This is a genomic window from Xanthomonas sp. SI (assembly GCF_014236855.1).
Classification (GTDB): Bacteria; Pseudomonadota; Gammaproteobacteria; order Xanthomonadales; family Xanthomonadaceae; genus Xanthomonas_A.
Genome location: NZ_CP051261.1, coordinates 1,151,304 through 1,176,650, shown reverse-complemented (window position 1 = coordinate 1,176,650; position 25,347 = coordinate 1,151,304). Strand labels below are relative to the sequence as shown.

Sequence of the window (25,347 nt, the reverse complement as noted above, 5' to 3'; positions counted from 1 at the left end):
TGCGCGGATTCGGCAACAGGACCCGCTTTTACGAATCCCGAATCCCCAATCCCAAATCCCCGCCGTCAAGCAACCAAGCCAGGCAACTGCGCCGGCAACTGCGCCAGCGCGCTGGCGCCGGCCTGGCGCAGTTCCGCCGCGTCGCCGAAGCCCCACAGCACGCCGATGCTGCGCATGCCGTGGTGGTTGGCACCCTCGATGTCCATGCGCCGGTCGCCGATCATCACGCACTGCGCCGGCTGCAGCGACAGCCGCCGCAAGGCCTCGGCGATCAGGTCCGGCTTGAAGCGGCGCTGGCCGTCGTCGCTGGCGCCGACGATCTCCTCGAAATGCGCGGCGAACGGCAGCGTGGCGACGATGCGCCGGGCGAAGCGCTCGTTCTTCGAGGTCACCACCGCGAAGCGATGGCCGGCCGCAGCCAATGCCGCGACCGCCGCGCCGATCTCCGGGAACACGGTGTGCTCGCGCCAGCCCTGCGCGTCGTAGCGCTCGCGGTACAGCGACAGCGCCTGCTCGACCAGCGGCGGGTCGCCGGGGAAGTAGTCGTTGAAGCTGTCGCGCAACGGCGGCCCGATCCAGGCGCGCAGTTGCTGCGGCTCGGGCGCCGGGCGCCCGAGTTCGGCGAACGCGTGGCGGATGCTGCCGACGATGCCGGCCTCCGAATCGACCAGGGTGCCGTCCAGGTCGAAGAACAGGGTATTCGCGCTCACGCGCCGCGCGCCTGCAGCGCCGCCACCGCCGGCAGGGTCTTGCCTTCCAGGAACTCCAGGAACGCGCCGCCGCCGGTGGAGATGTAGCTCACCTGCTCGGCGATGCCGTACTTGTCGACCGCGGCCAGGGTGTCGCCGCCGCCGGCGATGGAGAACGCCGGCGAGGCGGCGATGGCGCGCGCCAGGGTTTCGGTGCCGTGGCCGAACGCATCGAACTCGAACACCCCGACCGGGCCGTTCCAGACCACGGTGCCGGCCTTGGCGATCAACTCGGCGTAGTGCGCGGCGGTCTGCGGGCCGATGTCCAGGATCAGGTCGTCGGCGGCGACCTCGGCCAGCGCCTTCACCGTGGCTTCGGCATCGGGCAGGAACTGCTTGGCCACCACCACGTCGGTGGGCAGCGGGATCGCCGCGCCGCGCGCATTGGCGTCGGCGACGATCTTGCGCGCGGTGTCGAGCAGGTCCGGCTCGCACAGCGACTTGCCGACCGGGTAGCCGGCTGCGGCGATGAAGGTGTTGGCGATGCCGCCGCCGACGATCAGCTGCTCGACCTTGTTGACCAGGTTCGACAGCAGCTCCAGCTTGGTCGAGACCTTGCTGCCGGCGACGATCGCCAGCAGCGGCTTGGCCGGGTGCTCCAGCGCCTTGGCCAGCGCGTCGAGTTCGGCCATCAGCAGCGGGCCGCCCGCCGCGATCGGGGCGAACCGAATCACGCCGTGGGTGGACGCCTGGGCGCGGTGCGCGGTGCCGAAGGCATCCATCACGAACACGTCGCACAGCGCCGCGTATTTCTTCGACAACGCCTCGTCGTCCTTGCCCTCGCCGACGTTCATGCGGCAATTCTCCAGCAGCACGATCTGGCCGGGCTGCACGTCCACGCCGTCGACCCAATCGCGCAGCAGCGGCACCTCGGTGCCGAGCAGCGCGGTCAGCCGCGCGGCGACCGGCGCCAGCGAATCGGCCTGCGTCCACACGCCTTCCTTGGGCCGGCCCAGGTGCGAGGTCACCATCACCGCTGCGCCCTGCTCGAGCGCGTGGCGCAGCGTCGGCACCGAGGCCAGGATGCGCTGCTCGGACGTGATCTGGCCGTTGTCGTCGATCGGCACGTTGAGGTCTTGCCGGATCAGCACACGCTTGCCGGACAGGTCGAGATCGGTCATTCGCAGGATGGGCATTGTCGGTTGCTCGCTATCGTGGGGTTGCTGAGGAAAGAGGAGGCCGTGCGCAGCATGGGCGCGGCGCTCGGAACCTCCGCTGCAGGCACGCTGGCGCCAGCGCGCGCGGGCGGTGCCGAGGCGGGTATTGTCCGGCGTCGGCCGCGCAGCGGCAAATCGAGACATCGCGCAGCGTGCGGCCGCAGCGCTGCGGCGCGGGCAAAACCACGCGCGCACGGAGGTGGCCACGCCGCGACGGGCGCGTGGCGTGGCGGTACCGAGCCGATCAGCCCGCGCCGGGCGCGGCCGGCTTGCGCAACAGGCTGAAGGCGAAACCGACCACGATCAGCGCGCCACCGACCAGCAGCGCCCACAGCAGCCAGGTCTTCCAGTCGCGTGGCGTCGCCGGCGCCTGCAGCGCGGCGGCGCCGGCCAGCGGGACCGCAGCGCCGAGCGTGGCGGTGGCCGGCGTCCATTGCGGTCCGCGTTGCGCGCGCAGGGCCTGCAACGTGGTCGCCAACGGCGCGGCAGCGCGCTGGGTGCGCGCGCTGCCGGCGGCCAGCGCGTAGGGCGGCATGCCCTGCGCCAGGAAGATCAATGTTTCCGGCTGGTAGCCCAGGCGCAGCGCCGGCCGCTGCCGGCCCGGATCCTGCGTGGCCAGCAGCCGCCAGTAGCGGTCGCGCACCGGCTGGGTCAGCGCCTGCGGCGGCGAGCGGCTGGCGCCGGCGCCGACCTGGTAGGCCACCCACGGCCCGGCCCGGTCCTGCCACGGCGCCTCGGCGCTGTCGCGGCTCTGCACCCGCCATTCGATCGCGCTGTTGCCGGGCAGCGCGATGTCGAGCTGCGCGACCGGATAGCGGCCGGGCGATACGAAGTCGAAGCTGTGCTGCGCCGGATCGGCCTGCAGCGCATCCAGTTGCTGCCAGTGCCAGTCGGCGGCGACCGGCGCCGGCGCCAGTTCGGCCTCCACCCCGGTCAGCGTCGGCAGCGGCGGCGAGGACAACGGCAGCAGCCGCAGATAGCGCACCTGGCGATCGATGGCGATGCGCAGTTGCTGCAGGCGTTTGCCCTGGTTGGCCAGGTCGACCAGGGTCGCCTCCGGCACCAGCAGTTCCCAGTCGCGCAGATCGTCGCTGGCCTCGACCCGGTAGCGCGCCTGCCGCGGCTGCGCATCGGCCGCCCACTGCAGCGACAGCGCGCGCAACGGCTCGCGCAGCGCGCTGGCATCGATCAACCAACCCGCTTCGGCGCTGGCCGTGGCGCTGCTGGCGATGCGGGTGCGGATGCGGCGCACGCTGCCGTCGGTATCGCGCTCGGCGATCAGCTCCAGATTGTCCGCACCGCCACCGGCCACCGCCGGCAGCGGGAACCAGGGCAACGGCTGCCGGCGCGGCGTGGTTTCGGCATGCTCGGCAGCGAACAATGCGGTCGGCAGCGGGTCGCCGGCCGCGTTGAACACCTCCACGTCGCCCAGCGAGGCGAGGTGCGCGCTGCGGTACACCGCGTCGTCGAGTTGCACGCGGTAGGCGCCGGCGGCCGGATCCTGCAGGGTCAGCGGCCATTGCTGCACGTAGTCGTCGCGCTGGCTGGCAGCGGAAGCCGCCATCGGCAGCAACGCCAGCAGCACGGCCGGAATGATCAGGCGTTTCATGGATGGGCCTCCTCGGCCGGTTCGATGGCGCGCGGCGGCGCCGGCGCGAAATAGCCGACCACGGTGCACAGCAGGCCGTAGGCGATGAACGAGGCGATGCCGGCGACATTGCCGAGGTTGCCGCGATCCACCAGCAGCAGCTTGCCCAGCACCACCGCCATCAGCAGCGCACCGGCCAGCCACAGGCCGCGCTGGCCGCGGCGCGAGCCGAGCACCCAGCCCAGTACGCCGAGCACGCTCCACACCACGGTCAGGCTGGTCTGCGCCACGCCGGCGGACAACAGCGACGCCCACGGCATCGGCGCCCAGTAGTGCACCGCATGCAGGGTCACGCTGGTGACCCACAGGAATCCGGCAGCGGCCAGCAGTTGCAGGCGCTGCGCCCGCAACAGGGCCGGCGCGGTCGCCGACCACAGCCAGCGCGCCGCCAGCGCCACCACCAGCAACTGGCTCAGTTCCAGCGGATTGAGCAGCGGCACCCATGGCAGCGGCGCGCTGGCGCCGGGTACGCACAGCGTCCACAGCCAGGCCAAGCCGAGCAGGCCGAAATAGCTGCCCTGCAGCGCCGTGCGGCAACGGTCGAAATCCGCACCCAGCGGCGCGGCCAGCCACGGCCAGCGCAGCAGCGACAACGCCGCCGCCGCCAGCCATGGCGCCAGCAGCAATGCCCACTGCCAGCCCTCGGCCAGGGCGAAGCGCTGCGCCAGCCAGAGGCCGAGCATCGACAGCACCGACGGCCACACCAGCCACCAGGCGAATTGCGCCGCCCGCGCCACCCAGCCGCCGCTGCCGCGCAGGCAGATCAGGCTGCGCACGCCGAGCACCGCGAACAGGGTCCAGGCCCAGGCGCCATGCCCGGCGAACGGCTGGCCGTGCGCGTCCGCCTGCAGCACCGCCAGCGGCAACGCCAGCAGCAACCCGCCGAGCGTGGTCGCGGCCAGCGCGCGCGCCGGCCAGTGGCGCTGCGCCTCGGCGGCCAGCCAGCCGCTGAGCGCGACGAACGCCAGCAGCAGGTCGGCCTGCGCCGCGGCCGCGACGAAGCGTTCGATCTCGGCGACGCCGATCCCGCACCACCACGCCAGGCCCCATAGGTAATAGGCCAGCGCCGGCGTGTCGGCGCCGGCACGGCGATAGCTCCAGGCGCTGGCGAGACCGGCCAGGGCCAATAGCGCGCCGCTCATGAAGGTGGCATTGGCCAACGCATGGACGTCGTGCCAGGCCACGTCCAGCCCCAGCACGAAGCCGATCGCCGCGGCCAGTTGCAGGCCGGCACCGGTGAACTGCGGCAGCCAGCGCTGCTGGCGCAGTCCCAGCCAGGCCAGCGCCGCGCCTTCCAGCGCGAAGATGCTGGCGGTGGCACGCGCGGACAGCGCCAGCGGCACTGCCAGCGTGGCGAAACCCACCGCCAGCAGCGCATAGGCCTGGCCGAGCACCGCGAAGCGTTCGCGCCGGATCAGCGCCGCGGCCAGCAACGCATACACCGCCGCCAGGCCCAGCGCGCACAGCGCCAGCGGCAGGCCTTCGCCGCGCAGCAGCCCGGCCTGCAGCGAGAACGCCACCAGCGGCGTGCCGAACACCAGGCTGCCGTCGACCAAGTTGCCGCGCGTGGCCGGCTGGCGCCGCGCGTACAGGATCGGGATCAGCAGGTAGAAGGCGAAGAACAGCAGCAGGAACGGCTCGGTGCTGGCGAACTTCGACGGCTGGTACTGCAGCGCGCCCCACAGCGTGCCGATGCCGAAGGTGAAGCCGAACCCGAGCAGGTTGAGCACCCGCCACGGCCGGTACCAGGCGATCGCGAACACTGCCGCGTTCAAGACCGCGTAATAGGAGAACAGGCCGACATGGTTGCCGCTGCCGGTGGACAGCCAGATCGGCGCCAGGAACCCGGCCAGCGTGGCCAGTACCGCCAGCGTGCGCGATTCCTGCACCACCGCCAGCACGCACATGCTGGCCACCAGCACGATGCTCAGCGCGAACGCGGCGCCGGCCGGAATCAGCCCGGACAGCTTGAACGCGGCGAACACGGTCAGCAGCAACACACCGATCGCACCGCCCTGCAAGGCCAGCGCGAAGCTGCGCTTGCGTTCGCGCTGGCGCCAGCCGAAGCCCAGGCCGGCCAGCGCCGCGGCGGCGATGCCGGCGTAGCGCAGTTCGATCGGCATGCGCAGCCAGCCCTGGTCGCCGGCGTACTTCAGCAGCGCGGCGACGCCGGCCAGCAGCACCAGCATGCCGATCTTGACCGGCACGTTGCCTTCGGTGAACCAGCGCTTGGTGCCGGCCAGCAGCCGCTCGATCGGGCCTGGACCCTGCGGCACATACGTCTCGGGCGCTGGCGCAACGCCCATGTCGGTATCCGTGTCCGCAACGTCGCGCACCGCGGATGCGCGGGTTGCGAACTGCGGCGGAAGCGGCGGTGGCGTGGGCGCTGCGGGTGCGGTGGCGACAGGCGCGGTGACGAAGAACGGACCCTCGGCCGCAGCGCGGTCCTCGAACCCGGCATTGAATTCGGCTTCGGTATCGGTATCGGCTTCGGCAGCGAACCCGACATCGGCCTGCGCCGCCCGCGGCGCGGCGCCGCGCAGTTGCGCCAGTTGCAGTTCCAGCACCGCCACGCGCCGGCGCACGCCCGCCAGCGCCACCAGCATCATGATCATCAGGATCGGTACCGCCAGTACCGCCACCACCGCCAACACGATCAAGCCTTCCATCCGCACTCCATGCCCAAGCCGGCACGGCGCTGGGCGCGTACCAATGGTCCGACGGCGCCGGTCCTGGGGCAGATGGTAGACGAGTTCGGCCTTGCCGCGGCCGCGCCGGCAGCGGTGCAAGCCAGGCGCGGCAACGCATTCCGGCAACGCGGGCCAGCGCAATCGGCGCTAAAGCCGATGCATTCGCGGCCGCTACCTCCCTTATCCCACGTTGCGTCCGCTGTTCCCTCCCCTCCCACCGACAGCGCCAATGAACCTGCCAGCCAAACCCACCGAAGCGGGCATCGACGACCATATCCGCTCCGTGGTCGGCCTGTCCGATCAACTGCTCGGACAGCTGCGCCAGTCGTTGCAGCGCATCGACGAGATCAACCGCACCACCCACGTGATCTCGATGAATGCCCGCATCGAATCGGCCCGGATCGGCCAGGCCGGGCGCGGCTTCAGCGTCATCGCGCAGGAAATGGACGTGCTGTCGCGGCGCGTCGCCGATGCCACCCAGGATCTGGACAAGGTCGCCGCCAGCACCAGCGCCGACATGCGCCACACCCTGCAGCGACTGGAAGACGACGTGCGCCGCACGCGCCTGAGCGAACTGGCGCTGAGCAATATCGACCTGATCGACCGCAACCTCTACGAACGCAGCTGCGACGTGCGCTGGTGGGCGACCGACGCGGCCATCGTCGCCGCCGCGCGTCCCGGCCGCGGCGACGACGAACTCGCCTACGCGTCGCGGCGCATGGGCCAGATCCTGGATTCGTACACCGTGTACTTCGACCTGGTGCTGGCCGGCACCGACGGCCGCATCCTCGCCAACGGCCGGCCGCAGCAGTACGCCTCGGCCGGCAGCGACGTGTCCGGGCAGGCCTGGTTCGAAGACGCCACGCGCACCCGCAGCGGCGAGGAATTCGGCTTCCAGGACGTGCATGCCAGCACCCTGGCCGATGGCGAACGCGTGCTGGTGTACTCGTGCACGGTGCGCGACGGCGGCCGTGTCGACGGCCGCGTGCTGGGCGTGCTCGGCATCGTGTTCCGCTGGGACGCGCTGGCGCAGACGGTGGTGCAGCGCACGCCGCTGTCGGAGCAGGAATGGGGCCGCAGCCGGGTCTGCATCGTCGACCAGCGCGGCCAGGTCCTGGCCGACTCGGCCGGGCGCATGCTGCAGGAGCGGATCGAATTCCAGGGCCGCGACGCGCTGTTCAAGCAGCCGCGCGGCGCCGTGCTGAGCGACCTCAACGGGCGCCCGCACTGCATCGCGCATGCGGCCTCGCCCGGCTACGAAACCTATCGCACCGGCTGGCATTCGCTGATTCTGCAGGCGCTGTAGCGCGACGCGCGCGGGTCGGCCAACGCTCAGCGCTGGCCGACCCTGATCACCACCTTGCCCTTGGCGCGTCCGCTCTCGACGTAGGCCAGGGCCTGCGCGGTTTCCTCCAGCGGAAACACCCGATCCATCACCGGCCCGATGCTGCCGGCCTCGATCAGCGCGCCGATCTCGCGCAACTGCTCGCCGTTGGCGGTCATGAACAGGAAGGCGTAGCTGACGCCGTGCCGCCTGGCCTTCCTGCGGATGCCGCCGCTCAGCAGACGGATCGCCTGCCGCAGCGGCCACGCCAGTCCCTGTCGCACGGCGAAGTCCGGGTCCGGCGGGCCGGAGATGGAAATGAGCGTGCCGCCGGGTTTCAGCACGCGCAGGGATTTTTCCAGCACGTCGCTGCCCAGGCTGTTCAGGACCACGTCGTAGCCGTGCACGACGGTCGCGAAGTCCTGCGTCCGGTAGTCGATCACCAGGTCGGCGCCCAGCGCCTTCACCCAGGCGACATTGTCGGTGCCGGTGGTGGTCGCGACGAAGGCCCCGAGGTGCTTGGCGAGCTGGATGGCGATGCTGCCGACGCCGCCGGAGCCGGCATGGATCAGTACCTTCTGGCCCTTCCGCAGCCGTGCCGTCTCGACCAGCGCCTGCCACGCGGTCAGCGCGACCAACGGAACCGAGGCGGCTTGTTCCATGCCGAGGTTGGCAGGCTTCAATGCCAGCGCGCTTTCCTTGACCGCGATGCGTTCGGCGAAGCTGCCGATGCGCGCCTGGTCGGGACGCGCATACACCGCGTCGCCCGGCTTGAAGCGGCGCACGCCGGCCCCGACCCGCAGCACCACGCCGGCCACGTCGTTGCCCAGCACCAGCGGAAAGCGGTACGGCAGGATCAGCTTGAACTCGCCCTTGCGAATCTTCGCGTCGAGCACATTGACGCCGGCGGCATGCACCTCGACCAGCACCTCGTCGTCGCGCATCTCCGGTTCGGGCAGTTCGCCGATCCGGCCCGGATGCCTGTTGCCGTAGCCTTCGATGAAGAACGCTTTCATGATGTTTCCCTGACGAAAACGAATGCGAGAACGAAGACGATTTCGAGCACGACCGCGACCAGGATCCCGCGGCCCGCGTGGCCGCTGGCCAGTTCGCCGATGCCCAGCGCCGCCAGCAACGCACAGGCGGTGACCAAGCCCGCCACCAGCGCTGAACGCGCCGGCGATGGCGCCGCGCCGCGCGCCATGAACAACATCACGCTCAGGCCCGCATACAGCGCGGCCCCGCGTCGCGCCATCAGCTCGGCCGATGGCGAGGCGATGATGTCCCAGTTCGCCAGCATCGTGCCTGGCGAGAACATCCAGGTGCAGGCGATCGCCAGGAACAGCAGCGAGGCCAGCACCGACAGCGAGCGGAAACGCGGGCGCATGGCGGTCACCGGTTGAGGATGCGCGACAGCAGGGCCTGGTGGATCCAGCGCGGCGTCGCCCACATGAAGGCCGCGTTCAACTTGTTGAGCAGCCCGGGCACCACGCTGATGCGGCCGGCATCCAGCGCGCGCATGCCGGCACGCACCACCGGCGGGGTCTGCATCATCAAGGCGTTCAACTGCGGCGTGATCCGCTGTTGGGCCACGCGCGCGAAGCCGGTGTCGGTCAATCCCGGGCACAGCGTGGCGACGGTGACGCCATCGCGCGCGAACTCGCGATGCAGCGCCTCGCCCAGGCGCAACACGTAGGCCTTCGCGGCCGAATACACCGCGAAGTTTTCCACGCCCTGGTAGGCCAGCAGGCTGGCCACCTGCAGGATCTTGCCGCGCCGGCGTCGGCGCATGTCCTGGCCGAACAGGTGGGTCATCGCGGTCAGGCTGGCGATGTCCAGCTGGATCATCGACAACGCCGGCTCCAGGTCGCCATCCAGGAACGGTCCCTGCAGTCCGTGCCCGGCATTGTTGATCAGCACCTCGACCTCGATGCCGCGCGCATGCAGACCGGCGTGGAGCCGGCGCACGGCCGCGATCTGCGACAGATCGACCTGCTCGACCAGGACCTCGACACCGTGCCGCTGCCGCAACGCCTGCGCCAGCGCATCGAGCCGGTCCAGGCGCCGCGCGACCAGGATCAGCCTGTGGCCGCGCGCCGCGTACTGCCTGGCGAACTCCTCGCCGAATCCGCTCGATGCGCCGCTGATCAGCACCCAGCTATCGCGTTGCGTTTGCATGATGATCGCCTCGATCGCGCCAGATGCAGGGTTGCAGGCTTCAGGCCGCCGGCCGGTAGCGTTGCGCGGCATTGGCCTGGCGGATGCTGCCCAGCAGCGCTTGCCGGGCGCCGTCGAGCGCGTCCCAGCGGTCGGCGTCGTGCAGCGGCGGAATGGTGACCAGCTCGCGGCGATCGAAACCGATCAGCGCCGCATCGACCAGCTCTTCCACATCCATCACCTCGGGCAGCGTGTTGACGTCGATGCCCGCGCGCTCCCAGATCTCGGTGCGGGTGGCCGCCGGAAGCACCGCCTGCACGTACACGCCCTTGGGCGCCAGCTCCAGGCTCATGCCCTGCGACAGGAACAGCACGAAGGCCTTGCTCGCGCCGTACACGGTCATGCCGAATTCCGGCGCCAGGCCGACCACCGAGCCGATATTGACGATCGCGCCGCTGCCGGACTGCGCCAGACGCGGCGCGATCGCCAGCGCCAGCCGGGTCAGTGCGGTGGTGTTGAGGGCAAGCAGGCGTTCGACGCCGTCCGCCGTCTGCTCGGCGAAGCCGCCCGACTGGGCCATGCCGGCGTTGTTGATGAGGATGCCGATGCGCGCGTCGTCGCGCAGGCGCGCTTCGACCGCGGCCAGGTCGGCCTGTGCGGTCAGATCGGCCTGCAGCACGTCGACTGCGACCTTGTGTTCCTCGCGCAGGCGCGCGGCCAGCGCGTCCAGGCGGGCGTGGTCGCGTGCGACCAGGACCAGGTCGTGGCCGCGCTGGGCGAAGCGCTGCGCGTAGACGGCGCCGATGCCGCTGGAGGCGCCGGTGATGAGGACGGTGGAAGTGGTGCTCATGCGAGTGGTCTCTTCGGATCAAAAAAGGAAGGTGCGGTCGCGGGAACGCGGCCGGTGGTGCTGCGGTGCTGCTCAGGCGCTGGCGCTCTCGGCCAGCGTCGGGTAATCGGTGTAGCCCTTGGCCCCGCCGCCGTAGAGCGTGGCCGGATCGGGAGCGGCCAGCGGCGCGCCGGCCCGCAGCCGCTCGACCAGATCGGGATTGCCGATGAACGCGCGGCCGAAGGCGAACAGGTCCGCGCGGCCGGCGGCGAGGCTGGCGCTGGCCAGCGCCGGGTCGTAGCCGTTGTTGGCCAGGTAGGTCTGCCTGAAGCGGCTGCGCAGCGCGGCGTAGTCGAACGGCGCCACGTCGCGCGGCCCGCCGGTGGCGCCCTCCACCACATGCAGGTAGACGATGCCCAGCGCGCTGAGCCGCTCGGCGATGTAGTCGTACTGCGGCTGCGGATCGCTGCAGGAGATGCCGTTGGCCGGCGACACCGGCGAGAGGCGCACGCCGGTGCGCTCGGCGCCGATCGCCTGCGCCACCGCCGCGGCGACCTTGAGCAGCAGCCGCGCGCGATTCTCGATGGAACCGCCATAGGCGTCGGTGCGCTGGTTCGCGCCGTCCTTGATGAACTGTTCCAGCAGGTAGCCGTTGGCGCCATGCAGCTCCACGCCGTCGAAGCCGGCGGCGATGGCGTTGGCCGCGGCCTGGCGGAAGTCGTCCACGATGCGCGGCAGCTCGTCGTGCTCCAGCGCGCGCGGCGCGGAGACGTCGGCGAAGCCGTTGTTGACGAAGGTCTTGGTGGCGGCGGGAATCGCCGAAGGCGCCACCGGCGCGGTCCCGCCGGGGCGCAGGTCCACGTGAGAGACGCGGCCGACATGCCACAGCTGCATGAAGATGCGCCCGCCCTTGGCATGCACCGCATCGGCGACCGCGCGCCATCCCGCGACCTGCGCCGGCGTGTAGATGCCCGGCGTGTCCTGGTAGCCCTGCGCGTCCGCCGAGATCTGCGTCGCCTCGGTGATCAGCAGGCCCGCGGACGCACGTTGCGCGTAGTAGGTGGCCGCCAGTTCGCCCGGCACCAGGCCCTTGCCGGCGCGGTTGCGGGTCAGCGGCGCCATGACGATGCGGTTGGCGAGCGTCAGCGGGCCCAGCGAATACGGCGTGAACAGGGCGGTGTCGGACATGGCGGGGTCGTTCTCGATGGAGGGAGATGCGCTGGCGGCGCGACGGGCGCAACCGGCGGTGCGAAGCAAGTCGCTTAATGATGATGATCATAATCTTACTTGTCAATATTTTGATGATGCCCGACATCAATGTATCCTTGGGCCCTGAAAAAGCGACGCTGGAGGCATCCGCGATGAAGGTCAGCAAGGCGCAGGCGCAGGCGAACCGGGCGCATATCGTCGAAACCGCGTCCGCGCTGTTTCGCGAGCGCGGCTACGAGGGGATCGGCGTCGCCGATCTGATGGCCGCCGCCGGTTTCACCCACGGCGGTTTCTACAAGCACTTCCCGTCCAAGGCCGACCTGATGGCGGAGGCGACGACATGCGGGATCGCGCAGACCGTGATGCTGGTGGACGGGGTCGATGCGCCGGAATTCGTCCGCCGCTACGTGTCGCGCGAACACCGCGATGCCCGCGCGGCGGGCTGCACCATGGCCGCGCTGGGCGGCGACGCCGCACGCGAGCCGGAAACGGTGCGCTCCGCGTTCGCGGACGGTGTCGAAGCCGTGCTGGCGACCATGGAGCGCGGGGACGCTGCGGCGACCGGCGCCAGCCCCGCCGATGCGCGCGCCGCGCGCCTGGACATGCTGGCGCACGCGCTCGGCGCGATCGTCATGTCGCGCGCCTGCCCGGACGATTCGCCGCTGGCGGACGAGATCCTCGCGGCGTGCCGCGCCAACATGCTCGCGGCGCTGGACACGGCCCCGGCAGCAGGCACGCGCAGCAGAACGTGATCGCGGCAGCGCGACGCGACGCCGGCGCGCGTGCTTGCCGCCGGCGGTCGCACCAGGCGCGCCGCCGAGGCTGGGCGACTCCTGGCCGGCAACACGTCGCCGCGCGAAAGCGCTGAGCGCCAGGCGCCCGCATCCGCAGCGCGGACGACCGTCATCTGCCTGCCGTCCCCGCACCGGATGCATCCAGGCGCGCACGAATGGCGTTTCGCCAGGCAAAAAAAAGCCCGGGCGCGCGACGCGGCCCGGGCTGCGCTGCTGCGCCCGCTTATTCGCGGTAGCCGCTGTCGTTCTTGTTGTGGATGATCCAGATCAGGTTGCCGCCGCTGCCCATCGACTTGCCGGCGAACACCAGGCGGCCCTGGCCCTTGTAGGCCAGTTCGTAACGGTAGCGGTCGCCGCCGTAGAAGAACGGGATGAACGCCTTGCCGGTGACATAGGAACCCTGGTCGGTGGGTTCGCCGATCAGGTCGGTCACCTGCTTCATCGGCATGCCGATCTTGAGCTGGGTGAACTTGCTGCCGGGTGCCGGCTTGCCGGTGATCTCGCCTTCGTAATCGTTGACGCCCTTCACGGTCTCGCCGTAGCCGGCTTCGACCTGCGAGGAATTGGTGACCTCGCCATCGGCGTTCATCCAGCTCGGCGTGCCGCTGTGCTTCTTGGCCATCGCCTGCATCGGCAGCGCGGCCGCCATCGCCACGGCCAGCACCAGGGCTCCCGTCCATACACGGTTGATCTGCATCTTTTCGCTCCTTGCATCCATTGAGTGCCCCCTTGTCCAGCGTCTGTCATGCCAGCGCGGGAACATCCGCTGGCCAGCGTCGCATTAGTGCATGCGTCGGCGCCGATGTCCACGCCTGGCGGTGCCGCCATCGACGCTTGCCGGCACCCGCCGGGCATGCTAAAAAACGCGCCAGCGCGATGCGCGCATTCCAGGCGCAGCCCATGGATCTGGCGTCGCCGCCCCACCGCAAGGACGTACCGCAATGCCAACTTACCGTCGCTCCCATATCCTGCCCGCGCTGTGCGCCCTGGCACTGCTGGGGAGCGCGCCGCTGGCCTCGGCCGACATGTTCGGCAGTCCCGAAGATGTCGCGCGCAGTTGGATCGGACACGATGCCAGCGAACTGATGATGCAGTGGCCGGTGGACCGCGGCCTGTACACCGCGGAAAACATCGAGACCCACGAAACCGCCTACACCTACAACTTCGGCATCGACGCGCACTACCGGACCGATTACTGGACGACGGACGGGCCGTTGATAGGCGTGGATCGCGGCACGCCGCTCTATCGGCAGGAAGAGCACAGCCAGACCACCTTCGTCCCCACCGAAAATCATTGTGAAGTCACCTTCGTCGCCAATGCCGACGGCATCATCACCCGCTACGATTTCGCCGGCAGCAAATGCAGCCCGTACTTCCGCGGCTGGGGCCGGCCGAAGAAAAAGAAGTAGTCGCCGCGCCTGCAGGCCGGCTTTCGATCCACATCCACAGGGGCAACATCCGATGACCGCAAAGAACTCGCTCGCCCGTATCGCCTGGTCGGCGATCGCATTGATGCTGCTGGCCCTGAGCGTACCGGCGCTGGCCGCAGGAGCGCGGCACGGCGCGATCGTGGCGCTGGAGCCGATCGAGAACAAGAACACCGACGTGCCGGAGCGGACCAAGACCATCAAAAATGCCGCCGCCAGTCTCGGCGGCCTGGCCGGCGGCTTCCTCGGCCTGAAGAGCAAGAGCTCGATGGGCGTCGGCACCGGGCAGGCGGCCGGCACCGCCGCTGGCGAGACCGTCGGCGCCAAGATCGCCGGCAACGGCCCGGCCGCGCACTACATGGTGAAGATCCGCTTCGACGACAAGTCGCAGGTGGTGGTGTCCAAGCCCAGCGCCGAAGTCTCCGGGCTGGCGGTGGGCAGCCGGGTCACGGTCACCGGCAGCGGCGAGAGCATGCGCATCGCCGCCGAGTGAGCGGGTGGCCGGCGCGCGGCGCCGGCAGCGACAGCCACAAAAAAAGCGCCCGAGGGCGCTTTTTTTGTGGGCGGCGCGGCGCGGTTTACTGCGCCACGACCTTGACCATTTCCAGGCACTTGTTGGAATAGCCCCACTCGTTGTCGTACCAAGACACCAACTTGACGAAGGTGCTGTCCAGGGCGATGCCGGCGTCGGCGTCGAAGATCGAGGTGCGCGCGTCGCCGCGGAAGTCGGTGGCCACCACCTTGTCCTCGGTGTAGCCGAGGATGCCCTTCAGCGCGCCTTCGCTCTGCGCCTTCACTTCGGCGCAGATCTCGGCGTAGGTGGCCGGCTTTTCCAGTTCCACGGTCAGGTCGACCACCGATACGTCCGAGGTCGGCACGCGGAAGCTCATGCCGGTCAGCTTCTTGTTCAACTCCGGGATCACCACGCCCACGGCCTTGGCCGCGCCGGTGCTGGACGGAATGATGTTCTCCAGGATGCCGCGGCCACCGCGCCAGTCCTTGTTGCTGGGGCCGTCCACAGTCTTCTGCGTGGCGGTGGCGGCGTGCACGGTGGTCATCAGGCCGCGCTTGATGCCCCACTTGTCGTTGATCACCTTGGCCAGCGGCGCCAGGCAGTTGGTGGTGCAGCTGGCGTTGGAGACGATCGCCTGGCCGGCATAGGTGGCGTGGTTGACGCCGTACACGAACATCGGCGTGTCGTCCTTGGACGGGGCCGACAGGATCACCTTCTTGGCGCCGGCGTCGATGTGCTTCTGTGCGGTGTCCTTGGTCAGGAACAGGCCGGTGGATTCGATCACCACCTCGGCGCCGACCTCGTCCCACTTCAGCGCCGCCGGATCGCGTTCCTGGGTCAGGCGGATCTTCTTGCCGTTGACCACCAGGTGATTGCCGTCGACCGACACCTCGCCGTCGAAGCGGCCGTGCACCGAGTCGTACTGCAGCATGTACGCCAGGTAGTCGGGCTCGAGCAGGTCGTTGATGGCGACGATCTCGATGTCGCTGCCGAAATTCTGTACCGCCGAGCGCAGCACGTTGCGTCCGATGCGACCGAAACCGTTGATGCCAACCTTGATTGCCATTTCAGTAGCTCCTGCGGCCGCGCCTGACGCGGCGGATGGAAGGGGGCGAGCATTCTATCAGGCCGGCCGCATCGCGCCGGGCACGCGCTTTTGATCAGGATCAAGGCGGCGCGGTGACGCCGGCGGGACACTGCGCCCACACCCAAACGAGACACCCATCATGCGCAAGACCTCCCCCCTTCTGCTGTCCGGCCTGGCCGTCGCCCTGTCGCTGTGCGCCCTGCCGGCGCTGGCGCAGTCGCAGGGCGACTGGACCGTGGGCATCGGCGCCCACCAGGTCAACCCGAAGTCCGACAACGGCAAGCTGGCCGGCGGCACCCTGCCGCTGAGCATCGGCAGCGACATCAAGCCGACCGTCACCTTCGAATACTTCGTGCACCAGGACCTGGGCATCGAAGTGCTGGCCGCGCTGCCGTTCAAGCACGACATCGCGGTCAAGGGCGTCGGCAAGGTCGGCAGCACCAAGCAGCTGCCGCCGGTGGTCTCGCTGCAGTACCACTTCAACAGCGCCGGCAAGGTCTCCCCGTTCGTCGGCGCCGGCATCAACTACACCACCTTCTTCAGCGAAGACAGCACCGGCGCGCTGGCCGGCACCAAGCTCAAGCTGGAAGATTCCTGGGGCCTGGCCGCGCATGTCGGCGTGGACGTCGCGCTCACCGACAAGTCGGCGCTGCGGGTGGACCTGCGCTGGGCCGACATCGACAGCAAGGTCAAGGTCGACGGCGCCAGCATGGGCACCGCGAACATCGATCCGCTGGTGTACGGCCTAGCCTACGTGATGAAGTTCTGAGGCTGCGCGGGCGCCGCGCTTCTCTGGCAGACTACGCTCCACAAGGATGTGGATCGGTCGCCGCCGGGCCGACACTGGGATTCGCATCCGCCCATTCGCCGTCCACCGGGGTCCCCAATGAAGCCACGCCTGTTCCGCCGTCTTGCCGTCGCCGCCCTTGCCGCCATCGCCCTGCCCGCCGCGGCGCAGTCGGCCGGCCACTACACCACCAGCTACGGCATCCACGGCATGGTGCCCGGCTCTTCGAACGGCACGCTGGACGGCACCGACCAGCGTTTCAGCGCCGACACCACGCCGGCGCTCTCGTTCAGCTACGAATACTTCTTCCGCGGCAACCTCGGCGTGGAGATCCAGACCCTGGTCGGACAGCAGAAGATCGGCCTGGAACAGGGCGGCGATATCGGCAGCGCCTGGGCGCTGTCGCCGACAGTCTCGCTGCAGTACCACTTCAACGGCAACGGCGACATTTCCCCGTTCGTCGGCGTGGGCCTCAACTACACCACCTTCCTGGGCGCCGACGGCAAGGGCGCGTTCTCCCGCGACGACGTCAAGTTCAAGGACAGCGTCGGCCCGGCCGTGCATGCCGGCGTGGACTTCGCCATCGGCGAGCGCAGCGCGCTGCGCGTGGACGCGCGCTGGACCAGCATGCGCAGCGATGTGGAAGTGGACAGCGGCACGCTCGGCAAGGCCAAGCTCGACCCCATCACCTACGGCCTGGCCTACCTGCTGTATTTCTGATTCGCAGGGCCCGCAGCCGCGTCCGCAAGGGCGAGGCTTAGCGGTTGCGCAACGGCGCGACGACGCGGCCATGGCAACGTCATCGGCGCCGGCTAGAATTCTCGGATGAAATCCTCTCTCTTCGTGTCCGCCGCGCTCGCCACGGCACTGGCCGCCGCGCCGTCTGCCGCCTTCGCCTGGGGTCCGCTGGGCCATCGCCTGGTCGCCGATCTCGCCGATGCCCGACTCACTCCGCAGGCCCGTGCGCAGGTGCAGCAGTTGCTGCAGGGCGAGCCCGAGCCGACCCTGGCCGGCGTCGCCAACTGGGCCGACCAATTGCGCGAAAGCGACCCTGACATGGGCAAACGCACCGGCCCCTGGCACTACGTCAACCTCGGCGAAGAGCAGTGCCACTACGAGGAAACCCGCGATTGTCCCGACGGCAACTGCGTGGTCGAGGCGCTGCGCCGCCAGGCCGCGATCCTCGCCGACCGCAGCCAACCGCAGGCGGCGCGCACCCAGGCGCTGAAGTTCGTGGTGCACTTCGCCGGCGACATCCAGCAGCCGCTGCACGCCGGCTACGCCCACGACAAGGGCGCCAACACGTTCCAGATCCAGTTCGAGGGCAAGGGCAGCAACCTGCATTCGCTGTGGGACAGCGGCCTGCTGCGCAGCCGCGGCCTGGACGAGGCGCACTACCTGGCGCAACTGCAGGCGCAACCGCTGCCGGCACCCTCGCCTGCCGGCAGCGCGCTGCCGCCGCCAGCCGCGGCCTGGGCCGAAGCCTCGTGCAAGATCATGCTGCGCCCGGGCTTCTACCCGCCCGGCGCCAAGCTGCCGGCGGACTACGTGGCGACCTGGCGCCCGGTCGCCGAAGCGCAGCTGCGCCAGGCCGGCGTGGATCTGGCGGCGACGCTGAACGCGGCGCTGGGGAAGTAGCGCACGGCATCTGCTCCATCTGCTTTTTGTAGGAGCGGCTCCGGGTGGCCTCGGGCCATCAGCCGCGACAGGTCTTACCGATAGATCCTGTCGCGGCTGAAGCCGCTCCTACAGGAACGCAATAGGAATTCGGCGCCTGACAGGGGGACGCCTAACCCGCGTTCGCTCGCGCCCAGCGCACGATGTCGGCCACACCGATCGCACCGCTGTGCCGCGCCAGCTCGCGGCCATGCCGCAGCAAGGCCAGGGTCGGAATGCTGCGGATGCCGAAGCGCGTCGCCAGCGCCGGCTGCGCCTCGGTGTCCAGCTTGCCCAGGCGTATGCGCGGCTCCAGTTGCGCGGCGGCGGCCTCGAACTGCGGCGCCATGGTCCGGCACGGACCGCACCACGGCGCCCAGAAATCCACCAGCAGCGGAATGTCGCTGCGCTCGGCATGTGCGGCGAAGGTGTCCGCGCTCAACGCGACCGGCGTGCCGACGAACAGCGCACGATGGCAACGCCCGCATTGCGGCGCCGCCGCCAGGCGCTCGGCCGGCACCCGGTTCAGCGCCTGGCAGTGCGGGCAGGCGATGTGCAGCGGATCGCTCACGCGCCGGCCTCGATGCTCTTGTCGCCCAGCAGCACAGTGCCGTGCGCGTCCTTGACCGTATAGGTGAGCGAGATGCGGCACCGCCCCTGCTCGCGCGCTTCGAAGACATGGACCTCGCTGGTCACGCCGCCGGGAACCGTCCACGTCGCGACAGCGTCGGAATCGATCAATGCGCGATGGACGGCGCAGCGCGCGGTGCATGGATGCGGCCGGCGATGCGGGTGGTGGGCATGGCGGCTGCGGCCTGGGTTCGTCGTTCCGACGACGTCAACCGAACGAGAGCAAGACGCCAGCCAATTCATCTCTAGCGCGTCGCCTACTGCCATGCCAGTCCCCCGAAATGCGGATGAGTCGAGTAAGCATCCCCGGTAAAGTCGGCTACCGCTAACGCAACTTGCCGGACCGAGGGATTCCATTGAGCTCGTCGATTACTTTCTGTGGTGCGCGCAAGCGGATCTGCACGGGAAAGGATTCGTGCACAACGACATCTTCCACTACACCGCTTTTTTCCAACTCCATGACCTTGACCAGCACTGGGTCCGGAGATTCTGCACTGCCGATGATCAGCGCGCGCTCCAACGGCTCTTGATTCTTGGCCGGCTGCGTGCGGTCGAGGCCGCAGCCTGCCAACAGCATCAGCGCTGCAATAAAAACCGTTTTCATATTTGCCTCCTCGCGCCTTGGCCGATACGCCGCGAAAACGTGGTGCGCCGGCCATGCGGCGCACCACGTCCGTGTTATTTCAAGTCAGCGTCAATGAGCAGTCACGGGTACGTAGCGATCCAGTTTTGAAGCGTATTGTAGACGGTGCTGGTCAGCCTCGTTCCACAGTTCTGACTGGACGATCCCGTAGTATGGATCCCGCGGACATTGACCCCACCGTCGCTTGCAATCCCGCTTCCGCTGTTCCCGCCGGAGGTATCGATGGTATAGCAAAGCCTGTAAGAACCACTGGTCGATACCGACCCGGAATGCGTCCACATCGTACCCAGAGGTTTGTCACCCGGATAACCGGTGATGGTATGCGTACCTCCCGAATACACGCCCCAGCCGGAGTTACCGCCATGCGGAGCCGTGCTCAGCACGATCAGCGCATAATCGTAGTTGCTGTCCGCGCTGTTGTGCCATGCCGACGTGGTGATGGCCCTCGACCATGTGGTCGTCCCCCAAGGCTGATAGCTACCGTTCTGCGCCGTGGTGAAATCCAGGCTGGAATAAAAAGTACCCGCTCCGTTGGATACACAGTGCCCCGCGGTGAGGACATGTTTCGGCGTAATCAGCGTACCGGTACAACCGATTCCGATACGACCGATATGCCAGTACGGAGACGCCACGGTATTCGACACTTGCACCCGGTCGTCGGTGCCGATAACGACATTGGGATTGACGCGACTGCTTCCGTAGAAATCTGGAAGCCTCGGAGGCGTGCTGAACGTCGTGGACGTGCGGCCAAGCATCTGCAAGTCCATGATGGCCTGCTCGAAAATGGCGACATCTTCCGGATCCATCCTGGATTCGTACAAGTCGCCATTGCGGGTGACCATGACAGCACTCAGCCCGGCGGCCTTCTGCTGAGGTGACTGCAGACGGTCGTCAGCCGACGCCCCCCTTTCCGGTAGAACGTTTGTCACCAGATTGTCGCCATGTATGAAGCTGGCTTTCTTGTTCAACTTCTCGAATGTGGCTTCCTTTGCTACCGCAGTGTTCACCGCGGGGGCCGAAACCAGCAACACCAAACTCAGAACGGCTAGATTTTTCATAACAATCTCCGTTGTTGGTTGAATGATCCTTAGCAGCGTGATCGGCAATTGCTATCCCATGCCAGCCACGCCAATCGACGGCTACGCCGGCTTTCGTTAGAAAGTCGTGAAAACAGTAGAGTTTCGACCGATTCTGGGATCGCTTCCGACACTCGTCATGCGTCCGGCGATCGGACGGAGCCTCTTCGCATTCCGCTGTAGCTCGTGTCCGACTAACAGGAGCGCTTCATGCCCCTGACGTTTTTCTTAACTACTGCAACGAAGCCGCAGTCTGCGTGCGTCGTCCGGATGGTGTCGATTGAACGATAGCAAGACCGCCAAGCCAGGACCTGCACGTCGATGCCCTGGCGCACGCTCTGTGTGACCACGCAGAACCGTTCGAACTGGTCGAGGCGGCGCGGTCTCGTCGCCCAGCCACGGCCAGATCGGTTTCGTCGAACTGGATGCGGAACGCGAAATCCGTCTCCTGTTTGAGGGTGACGCGGATCGGATCGCCGATGCTCATGCGGATCTCCAGGACGTCGATGACGGAATCGCCGGCTCTACGCCTGCACTGCAAAGACCGCGTGGACGCGCATGCGCATCCCGCTCACGCCGGCTTGGCAGCGCGGCGCGCCAGCGGGTAGTACAGCAGCGGGATCACCAGCAGGGTCAGCGCGGTACTGACCAGGATGCCGAAGATCAGCGACACCGCCAGGCCGTTGAAGATCGGATCGTCGAGGATGAAGAAGGCACCCAGCATCGCCGCCAGCCCGGTCAGCACGATCGGCGGCGCGCGCACCGCGCAGGCCTCCACCACCGCCTGCTCGGCGCTGCGGCCCTGCGCCAAGGCCTGGCGGATGAAGTCCACCAGCAGGATCGAATTGCGCACGATGATGCCGGCCAGCGCGATCATGCCGATCATGCTGGTGGCGGTGAACTGCGCGCCGAGCAGCGCGTGCCCCGGCAGCACTCCGATCACCGTCAACGGGATCGGCGCCATGATCACCAGCGGCACCAGATAGCTGCGGAACTGCGCCACCACCAGCAGATAGATCAGCAGCAGGCCGACCGCGTAGGCGATGCCCATGTCGCGGAAGGTCTCGTAGGTGATCTGCCACTCGCCATCCCACTTGACCGCGAAGTCGCCGCTGTCGAGCGGTTGCGCGATGAAATACTGCGCCACCGCCTGCCCGCCGACGCGCTGTCGGCGCAGTTGCCCGACCAGGTCGAACATGCCGTAGAGCGGACTGTCCAGGCGCCCGGCCTCGTCGCCGGTGACGTACACCACCGGCCGCAGATCCTTGTGCGAGATCGCACCGTCCCAGGGCAAGCGTTGCACTGCGACCAGCTCCGACAACGCCACCAGTTGGCCGTCGCCGCCGCGCACATGCAGCGCCAACATGCGCGCGACGCCGGCCTGGTCGGCCGCGGCCAGGCGCAGCCGCACCGGTTGCGGGTACTTGGAGGCGCCATCGTGCAGCCAGGTCGCATCCACGCCCTGCACCGACGTCGCCAGCGCATCGGCGATCGCCGATTGGCTCACGCCCAGCCGCGCCGCGCGCCCCCGATCGACCACGATCACCTCGCGCGTCGCGGCGCTTTCCACGCTGGTATCCACATCGACCACGTTCGGCGTGCGCAGGAAGCGCTGCTGCAACGCCAGTGCCAGCTGGCGGCTGCGCGCGTAATCCGGGCCGTACACCTCGGCGACCAACGGCGCCAGCACCGGCGGACCCGGCGGCACCTCCACCACCTTCAGCGCCGCGCCATGGCGGCGTGCGATCGCCGCCAGTTCGGGACGCAACGCGCGCGCGATGGCATGGCTCTGCCGCGTGCGCAGGTGTTTGTCGACCAGGTTCACCTGCAGGTCGCCGACGTTGTTGCCGCTGCGCAGGTAGTACTGGCGCACCAGACCGTTGAAATTGACCGGCGCCGAGGTGCCGGCATAGCCCTGGTAGTCGTGCACGTCCGCGGTGCGGTCGAGCACGCCCGACAGTTCGACCAGCAGCGCATCGGTGTCCTGCAGGGTGCTGCCTTCGGGCAGATCGACCACGATCTGCAGTTCGGACTTGTCGTCGAACGGCAGCATCTTCATCACCACCCATTGCAGCCCGACCAGCGACACCGCCAGCACCAGCAGCGCGGCGATGCCGGAGAACAGCCAGCCGCGCCGCCGCGCGCCGCGATCAGGGGCGAGGAAGGGATGCAGCAAGCGCGAGAAGAAGCGCTGCAGGCGCGGCGATGCGGACGCCGTCGCTCTGTCGGCAGCGGCATCGGCTACCGCCGGCGCATGCCGCGCCAGCAGCTTCAGCGACAGCCACGGGGTCACGATCAGCGCGATCGCCAACGACAGCAGCATGCCGACCGAGGCGTTGATCGGGATCGGCCGCATGTACGGCCCCATCAAGCCGCTGACGAAGGCCATCGGCATCAGCGCTGCGATCACGGTGAAGGTGGCGAGGATGGTCGGCCCGCCAACCTCGTCCACCGCTGGCGGGATCGCCTCGCGCAACGTCTTGCTGCCGGCGCGCATGTGCCGGTGGATGTTCTCCACCACCACGATGGCGTCGTCGACCAGGATGCCGATCGAGAAGATCAGCGCGAACAGCGAGACCCGGTTGAGGGTGAAGCCCATCGCCCACGACGCGAACAGGGTCAGCGCCAGGGTCAGCACCACCGCGCTGCCGACCACGACGGCCTCGCGCCAGCCCAGCGCGAACAGCACCAGCAGCACCACCGAGCCGGTCGCGAACACCAGCTTGTGGATCAGCTTGGCGGCCTTGGCGTCGGCGCTGGCGCCGTAGTCGCGGGTCACCTCGGCGTGCACGCCCTGCGGGATCGTTTCGCCGCGCAGCTGCTGCAGGCGCGCGGCGACCGCGCGGGTGATCGCGGCGGCATCGCTGCCGGGCTGCTTGGCGATGGCGAGGGTCACCGCCGGCGCGCGGCCCTGCGCCGGATCGCCGCGGGCCGCCGGCGCGCCGTACCAGACATAGCTGCTGGGCAGGTAGGCGCCGGCGCGCACCTGCGCCACGTCGCGCAGATGCAGCGGCTGGCCGTCGTGCACACCGATCACCAGCGCCGCCACCGTGTCCGCATCGGCCAGGAAGGTACCGGCGGCGACCGGTACCGCACGGCCACCGCCGATGCGCTCGCCGAGCTGGCGCACCGCATTGGCCGCCTGCAGCGACTGGCTCAGGTCGGACACGGTCAGGCCATAGGCGGCCAGCCGCGCCGGATCCAGGGTCAGCGTCAGCACCCGCTGCGGCGCGCCGATGCTGTAGATGTCGCGTGTGCCGGGGATGCGCTTGAGTTCGGTTTCCAGCGTGTGCGCGACCTCGCCCAGGTCCACCGCGCTGCGCTGCGGATCGTCGCTCCACAGGGTCACCGCCATCACCGGCACGTCGTCGATGCCCTTGGGCTTGATCAGCGGCGTGCCCACGCCCATGCCCTGCGGCAACGCATCCAGGTTCGAATAGACCTGGTTGTACAGGCGCACCAGCGCCGCCTGGCGCGGCACCCCGACCTGAAACTCGACGGTCAGCAGCGCCTGCCCCGGGCGGCTGACCGAGTACACGTGCTTGACCCCTTCGATCTCGGCCAGCTTCTGCTCCAGCGGCGTGCTCAGCAGCTGCTCCACTTCGCGCGCATCGGCGCCGGCGAAGGCCACCGACACGGTGGCCATGGTCACGTCGATCTGCGGCTCTTCCTCGCGCGGGGTGATCGCCACCGCGGCCAGGCCCAGCAGCAGGCCCAGCAGCGCCAGCAACGGAGTCAGCGGATTGGCCTGGAACGCCGCCGCCAGCCGCCCGGACACGCCCAGTCGCGCCGCCATCTCAGCGCTCCGCCAGCGCGCGCCGCTGCGCGGCCAGCGCCTGCCCGGCGGCGACCGGATCGCGCGCCACGCGCTCGCCGGCGCGCAATCCCGCCAGCACCTCGACCCGCTGCGGCTCCTGCCGGCCTACGCGCAGCTGGCGCAGGCTCAGCGTGCCGGCGGCGAGCACATAGGCCGCGCTGAGTTCGCCACGCTGCAGCAACGCCGCGCGCGGCATCCACAGCGTGGCCGCGCTTGCGTCTGCGCCCTCGGTGGGCAGCGCGAACGCGACCTTGGCGGTCGTGCCCGGCGCCGGTGCCGGCAGCAGCGCGGGAAACGGCACGCGCACGGTCACGCTATGGCTGTTCGGATCGGCGGTGGGGAACACCACCACCTGCGCCACCGTCAGCGCGCGGCCGTCGTCCAGCCGCACCTGCGCGCGTGGCGCGGCGCGGATCGCGGCGGCGTCGGACTGCGGCACCTGCACGTCGATGCGCTGCGCGCCAGGCGCATACAGCGACAGCAGGGCCTGGCCGGTCGCCACCGCTTCGCCGGGCTGCACCTGGCGCGCGCTGACCACGCCGGCGAACGGCGCGCGGATCACCGTGTAGTCGGCCGGCTGGCGCGCCTGCGCCAGTTGCGCGGCGGCGGACTGGCGCGCCGCGACCGCGGCATCGCGGGTGGCCCGGGCCTGGTCCAGTTGCGCCCGCGACACGTACTGCGCGCCGGCCAGCGCGGCGTAGCGGCGGTAGCTGGCCTCGGCCTCGTCGGCGCTGGCCGCGGCCGAACGCAGCTGCGCCTGCGCGCTGTCCACGCTGGCGCGCTGCTCCACCGCGCTGAGCCGCAGCAGCACCTGGCCGGCGACGACGCGATCGTCGACGTCCACCGTCACCTCGCGCACGCGCCCGTCGGTCTGCGCCGACAGGTCGGCATGCTCCACCGCGGCGACCACGCCATCCCAGGCGCGCGCGGCGGGATCGGCGAACGCCACCGGATCGGTCTGCAGCGCGGGCAGCGGCGGCGGCATCGGCGAGGCGGATTCGTGGCGGCACGCCGCTAGCGACAGGCTCGCGGCCAGCGTGATCGAGAGGATAAACGGTTTCACGCAGGACTCCGGGACGAAGGTTCGACCGAACCCGGTCGGCGCCAGCGAACCTTCGCTGGCTGCGAGATAAATTAGAACTTTCTTATATTA

Annotated in this window: 25 protein-coding genes; 7 read left to right on the top strand and 18 right to left on the bottom strand. The window is 69.2% G+C overall.

All coding sequences use genetic code 11. From position 1 onward, the window contains the following. Positions 1–65: 65 nt before the first annotated feature. The 4 genes from HEP75_RS05030 to HEP75_RS05015 all read right to left on the bottom strand — a co-directional run bounded on the left by HEP75_RS05030 (position 66) and on the right by HEP75_RS05015 (position 6,223). Positions 66–710 carry an HAD-IA family hydrolase gene (locus HEP75_RS05030; RefSeq protein ID WP_185825662.1) on the bottom strand — a complete coding sequence of 215 codons (645 nt, stop codon included), beginning with the start codon at positions 708–710 and terminating at the stop codon, positions 66–68. Beyond that, positions 707–1,885, bottom strand: coding sequence for a phosphoglycerate kinase (locus HEP75_RS05025; RefSeq protein WP_185825661.1), 1,179 nt, complete (start codon positions 1,883–1,885; stop codon positions 707–709). Before HEP75_RS05025 ends, HEP75_RS05030 begins: the two co-directional genes overlap by 4 nt. Positions 1,886–2,150: 265 nt before the next feature. Continuing rightward, a complete protein-coding gene (locus HEP75_RS05020) occupies positions 2,151–3,515 on the bottom strand; it encodes a DUF3999 domain-containing protein (protein WP_185825660.1) in 1,365 nt (454 codons plus the stop codon). Next, positions 3,512–6,223 (bottom strand): DUF2339 domain-containing protein, encoded by a 2,712-nt coding sequence (locus tag HEP75_RS05015; RefSeq protein WP_185825659.1) that lies wholly within the window; start codon positions 6,221–6,223, stop codon positions 3,512–3,514. Before HEP75_RS05015 ends, HEP75_RS05020 begins: the two co-directional genes overlap by 4 nt. Before the next feature lie 250 nt (positions 6,224–6,473). Between HEP75_RS05015 and HEP75_RS05010 the strand changes: the two genes are divergently transcribed. Beyond that, positions 6,474–7,550 carry a methyl-accepting chemotaxis protein gene (locus HEP75_RS05010; protein WP_185822382.1) on the top strand — a complete coding sequence of 359 codons (1,077 nt, stop codon included), beginning with the start codon at positions 6,474–6,476 and terminating at the stop codon, positions 7,548–7,550. A 26-nt stretch (positions 7,551–7,576) separates the two neighbouring features. Here the strand turns inward: HEP75_RS05010 and HEP75_RS05005 are convergent, their stop codons facing one another. From HEP75_RS05005 to HEP75_RS04985, 5 genes are all read right to left on the bottom strand, one after another. Next, positions 7,577–8,584 (bottom strand): NADP-dependent oxidoreductase, encoded by a 1,008-nt coding sequence (locus tag HEP75_RS05005; RefSeq protein WP_185825658.1) that lies wholly within the window; start codon positions 8,582–8,584, stop codon positions 7,577–7,579. Continuing rightward, positions 8,581–8,955, bottom strand: a complete 375-nt coding sequence (locus HEP75_RS05000; protein WP_185825657.1) for a hypothetical protein — start codon at positions 8,953–8,955, stop codon at positions 8,581–8,583. Before HEP75_RS05000 ends, HEP75_RS05005 begins: the two co-directional genes overlap by 4 nt. Before the next feature lie 5 nt (positions 8,956–8,960). After that, positions 8,961–9,746 carry an SDR family oxidoreductase gene (locus HEP75_RS04995; protein WP_185825656.1) on the bottom strand — a complete coding sequence of 262 codons (786 nt, stop codon included), beginning with the start codon at positions 9,744–9,746 and terminating at the stop codon, positions 8,961–8,963. A 40-nt stretch (positions 9,747–9,786) separates the two neighbouring features. Next, positions 9,787–10,575: an SDR family oxidoreductase gene (locus HEP75_RS04990; RefSeq protein WP_185825655.1), complete on the bottom strand. Its 789-nt coding sequence runs from the start codon at positions 10,573–10,575 to the stop codon at positions 9,787–9,789. Positions 10,576–10,647: 72 nt separating this feature from the next. After that, entirely contained in the window at positions 10,648–11,742 is a 1,095-nt protein-coding gene (locus HEP75_RS04985; protein ID WP_185825654.1) for an alkene reductase, read from the bottom strand. A 173-nt stretch (positions 11,743–11,915) separates the two neighbouring features. On the opposite strand from HEP75_RS04985, the gene HEP75_RS04980 reads away from it, so the two are divergent. Further along, complete coding sequence (locus tag HEP75_RS04980; protein ID WP_221899325.1) at positions 11,916–12,515, top strand: TetR family transcriptional regulator; 600 nt, start codon at positions 11,916–11,918, stop codon at positions 12,513–12,515. 265 nt (positions 12,516–12,780) lie between these two features. On the opposite strand, the gene HEP75_RS04975 is transcribed toward HEP75_RS04980, so the two are convergent. Beyond that, a complete protein-coding gene (locus HEP75_RS04975; RefSeq protein WP_170867566.1) occupies positions 12,781–13,206 on the bottom strand; it encodes a hypothetical protein in 426 nt (141 codons plus the stop codon). Between the two features lie 292 nt (positions 13,207–13,498). Between HEP75_RS04975 and HEP75_RS04970 the strand changes: the two genes are divergently transcribed. Further along, positions 13,499–13,966, top strand: coding sequence for a hypothetical protein (locus tag HEP75_RS04970; protein WP_185825653.1), 468 nt, complete (start codon positions 13,499–13,501; stop codon positions 13,964–13,966). 103 nt (positions 13,967–14,069) lie between these two features. Next, a complete protein-coding gene (locus HEP75_RS04965; RefSeq protein ID WP_185826500.1) occupies positions 14,070–14,477 on the top strand; it encodes a hypothetical protein in 408 nt (135 codons plus the stop codon). Between the two features lie 85 nt (positions 14,478–14,562). Here HEP75_RS04965 and gap read toward each other — a convergent pair whose 3' ends face one another. Further along, a complete protein-coding gene (gene gap, locus HEP75_RS04960) occupies positions 14,563–15,564 on the bottom strand; it encodes a type I glyceraldehyde-3-phosphate dehydrogenase (protein WP_185825652.1) in 1,002 nt (333 codons plus the stop codon). 160 nt (positions 15,565–15,724) lie between these two features. Here gap and HEP75_RS04955 point away from each other — a divergent pair, with 160 nt between their 5' ends. From HEP75_RS04955 to HEP75_RS04945, 3 genes are all read left to right on the top strand, one after another. Beyond that, positions 15,725–16,354 (top strand): OmpW family outer membrane protein, encoded by a 630-nt coding sequence (locus HEP75_RS04955; RefSeq protein ID WP_185825651.1) that lies wholly within the window; start codon positions 15,725–15,727, stop codon positions 16,352–16,354. Between the two features lie 117 nt (positions 16,355–16,471). Then, positions 16,472–17,092, top strand: a complete 621-nt coding sequence (locus HEP75_RS04950) for an OmpW family outer membrane protein (RefSeq protein ID WP_185815437.1) — start codon at positions 16,472–16,474, stop codon at positions 17,090–17,092. A 105-nt stretch (positions 17,093–17,197) separates the two neighbouring features. Then, a complete protein-coding gene (locus tag HEP75_RS04945; protein WP_185825650.1) occupies positions 17,198–18,010 on the top strand; it encodes a S1/P1 nuclease in 813 nt (270 codons plus the stop codon). 151 nt (positions 18,011–18,161) lie between these two features. Here HEP75_RS04945 and trxC read toward each other — a convergent pair whose 3' ends face one another. From trxC to HEP75_RS04910, 7 genes are all read right to left on the bottom strand, one after another. Further along, positions 18,162–18,599, bottom strand: a complete 438-nt coding sequence (gene trxC / locus HEP75_RS04940; RefSeq protein WP_185825649.1) for a thioredoxin TrxC — start codon at positions 18,597–18,599, stop codon at positions 18,162–18,164. Beyond that, positions 18,596–18,769, bottom strand: coding sequence for a hypothetical protein (locus HEP75_RS04935; RefSeq protein ID WP_185815434.1), 174 nt, complete (start codon positions 18,767–18,769; stop codon positions 18,596–18,598). Before HEP75_RS04935 ends, trxC begins: the two co-directional genes overlap by 4 nt. A gap of 214 nt (positions 18,770–18,983) precedes the next feature. Further along, on the bottom strand, positions 18,984–19,262 hold the full coding sequence (locus tag HEP75_RS04930) for a hypothetical protein (RefSeq protein WP_185825648.1): 279 nt from the start codon (positions 19,260–19,262) through the stop codon (positions 18,984–18,986). A 101-nt stretch (positions 19,263–19,363) separates the two neighbouring features. Beyond that, entirely contained in the window at positions 19,364–20,359 is a 996-nt protein-coding gene (locus HEP75_RS04925; RefSeq protein ID WP_185825647.1) for a trypsin-like serine protease, read from the bottom strand. Between the two features lie 250 nt (positions 20,360–20,609). Beyond that, positions 20,610–20,864, bottom strand: coding sequence for a hypothetical protein (locus HEP75_RS22255; protein ID WP_255424000.1), 255 nt, complete (start codon positions 20,862–20,864; stop codon positions 20,610–20,612). Between the two features lie 84 nt (positions 20,865–20,948). Next, positions 20,949–24,173: an efflux RND transporter permease subunit gene (locus HEP75_RS04915; protein ID WP_185825646.1), complete on the bottom strand. Its 3,225-nt coding sequence runs from the start codon at positions 24,171–24,173 to the stop codon at positions 20,949–20,951. A gap of 1 nt (position 24,174) precedes the next feature. Beyond that, positions 24,175–25,257 (bottom strand): efflux RND transporter periplasmic adaptor subunit, encoded by a 1,083-nt coding sequence (locus HEP75_RS04910; protein ID WP_185825645.1) that lies wholly within the window; start codon positions 25,255–25,257, stop codon positions 24,175–24,177. Positions 25,258–25,347: the final 90 nt, after the last annotated feature.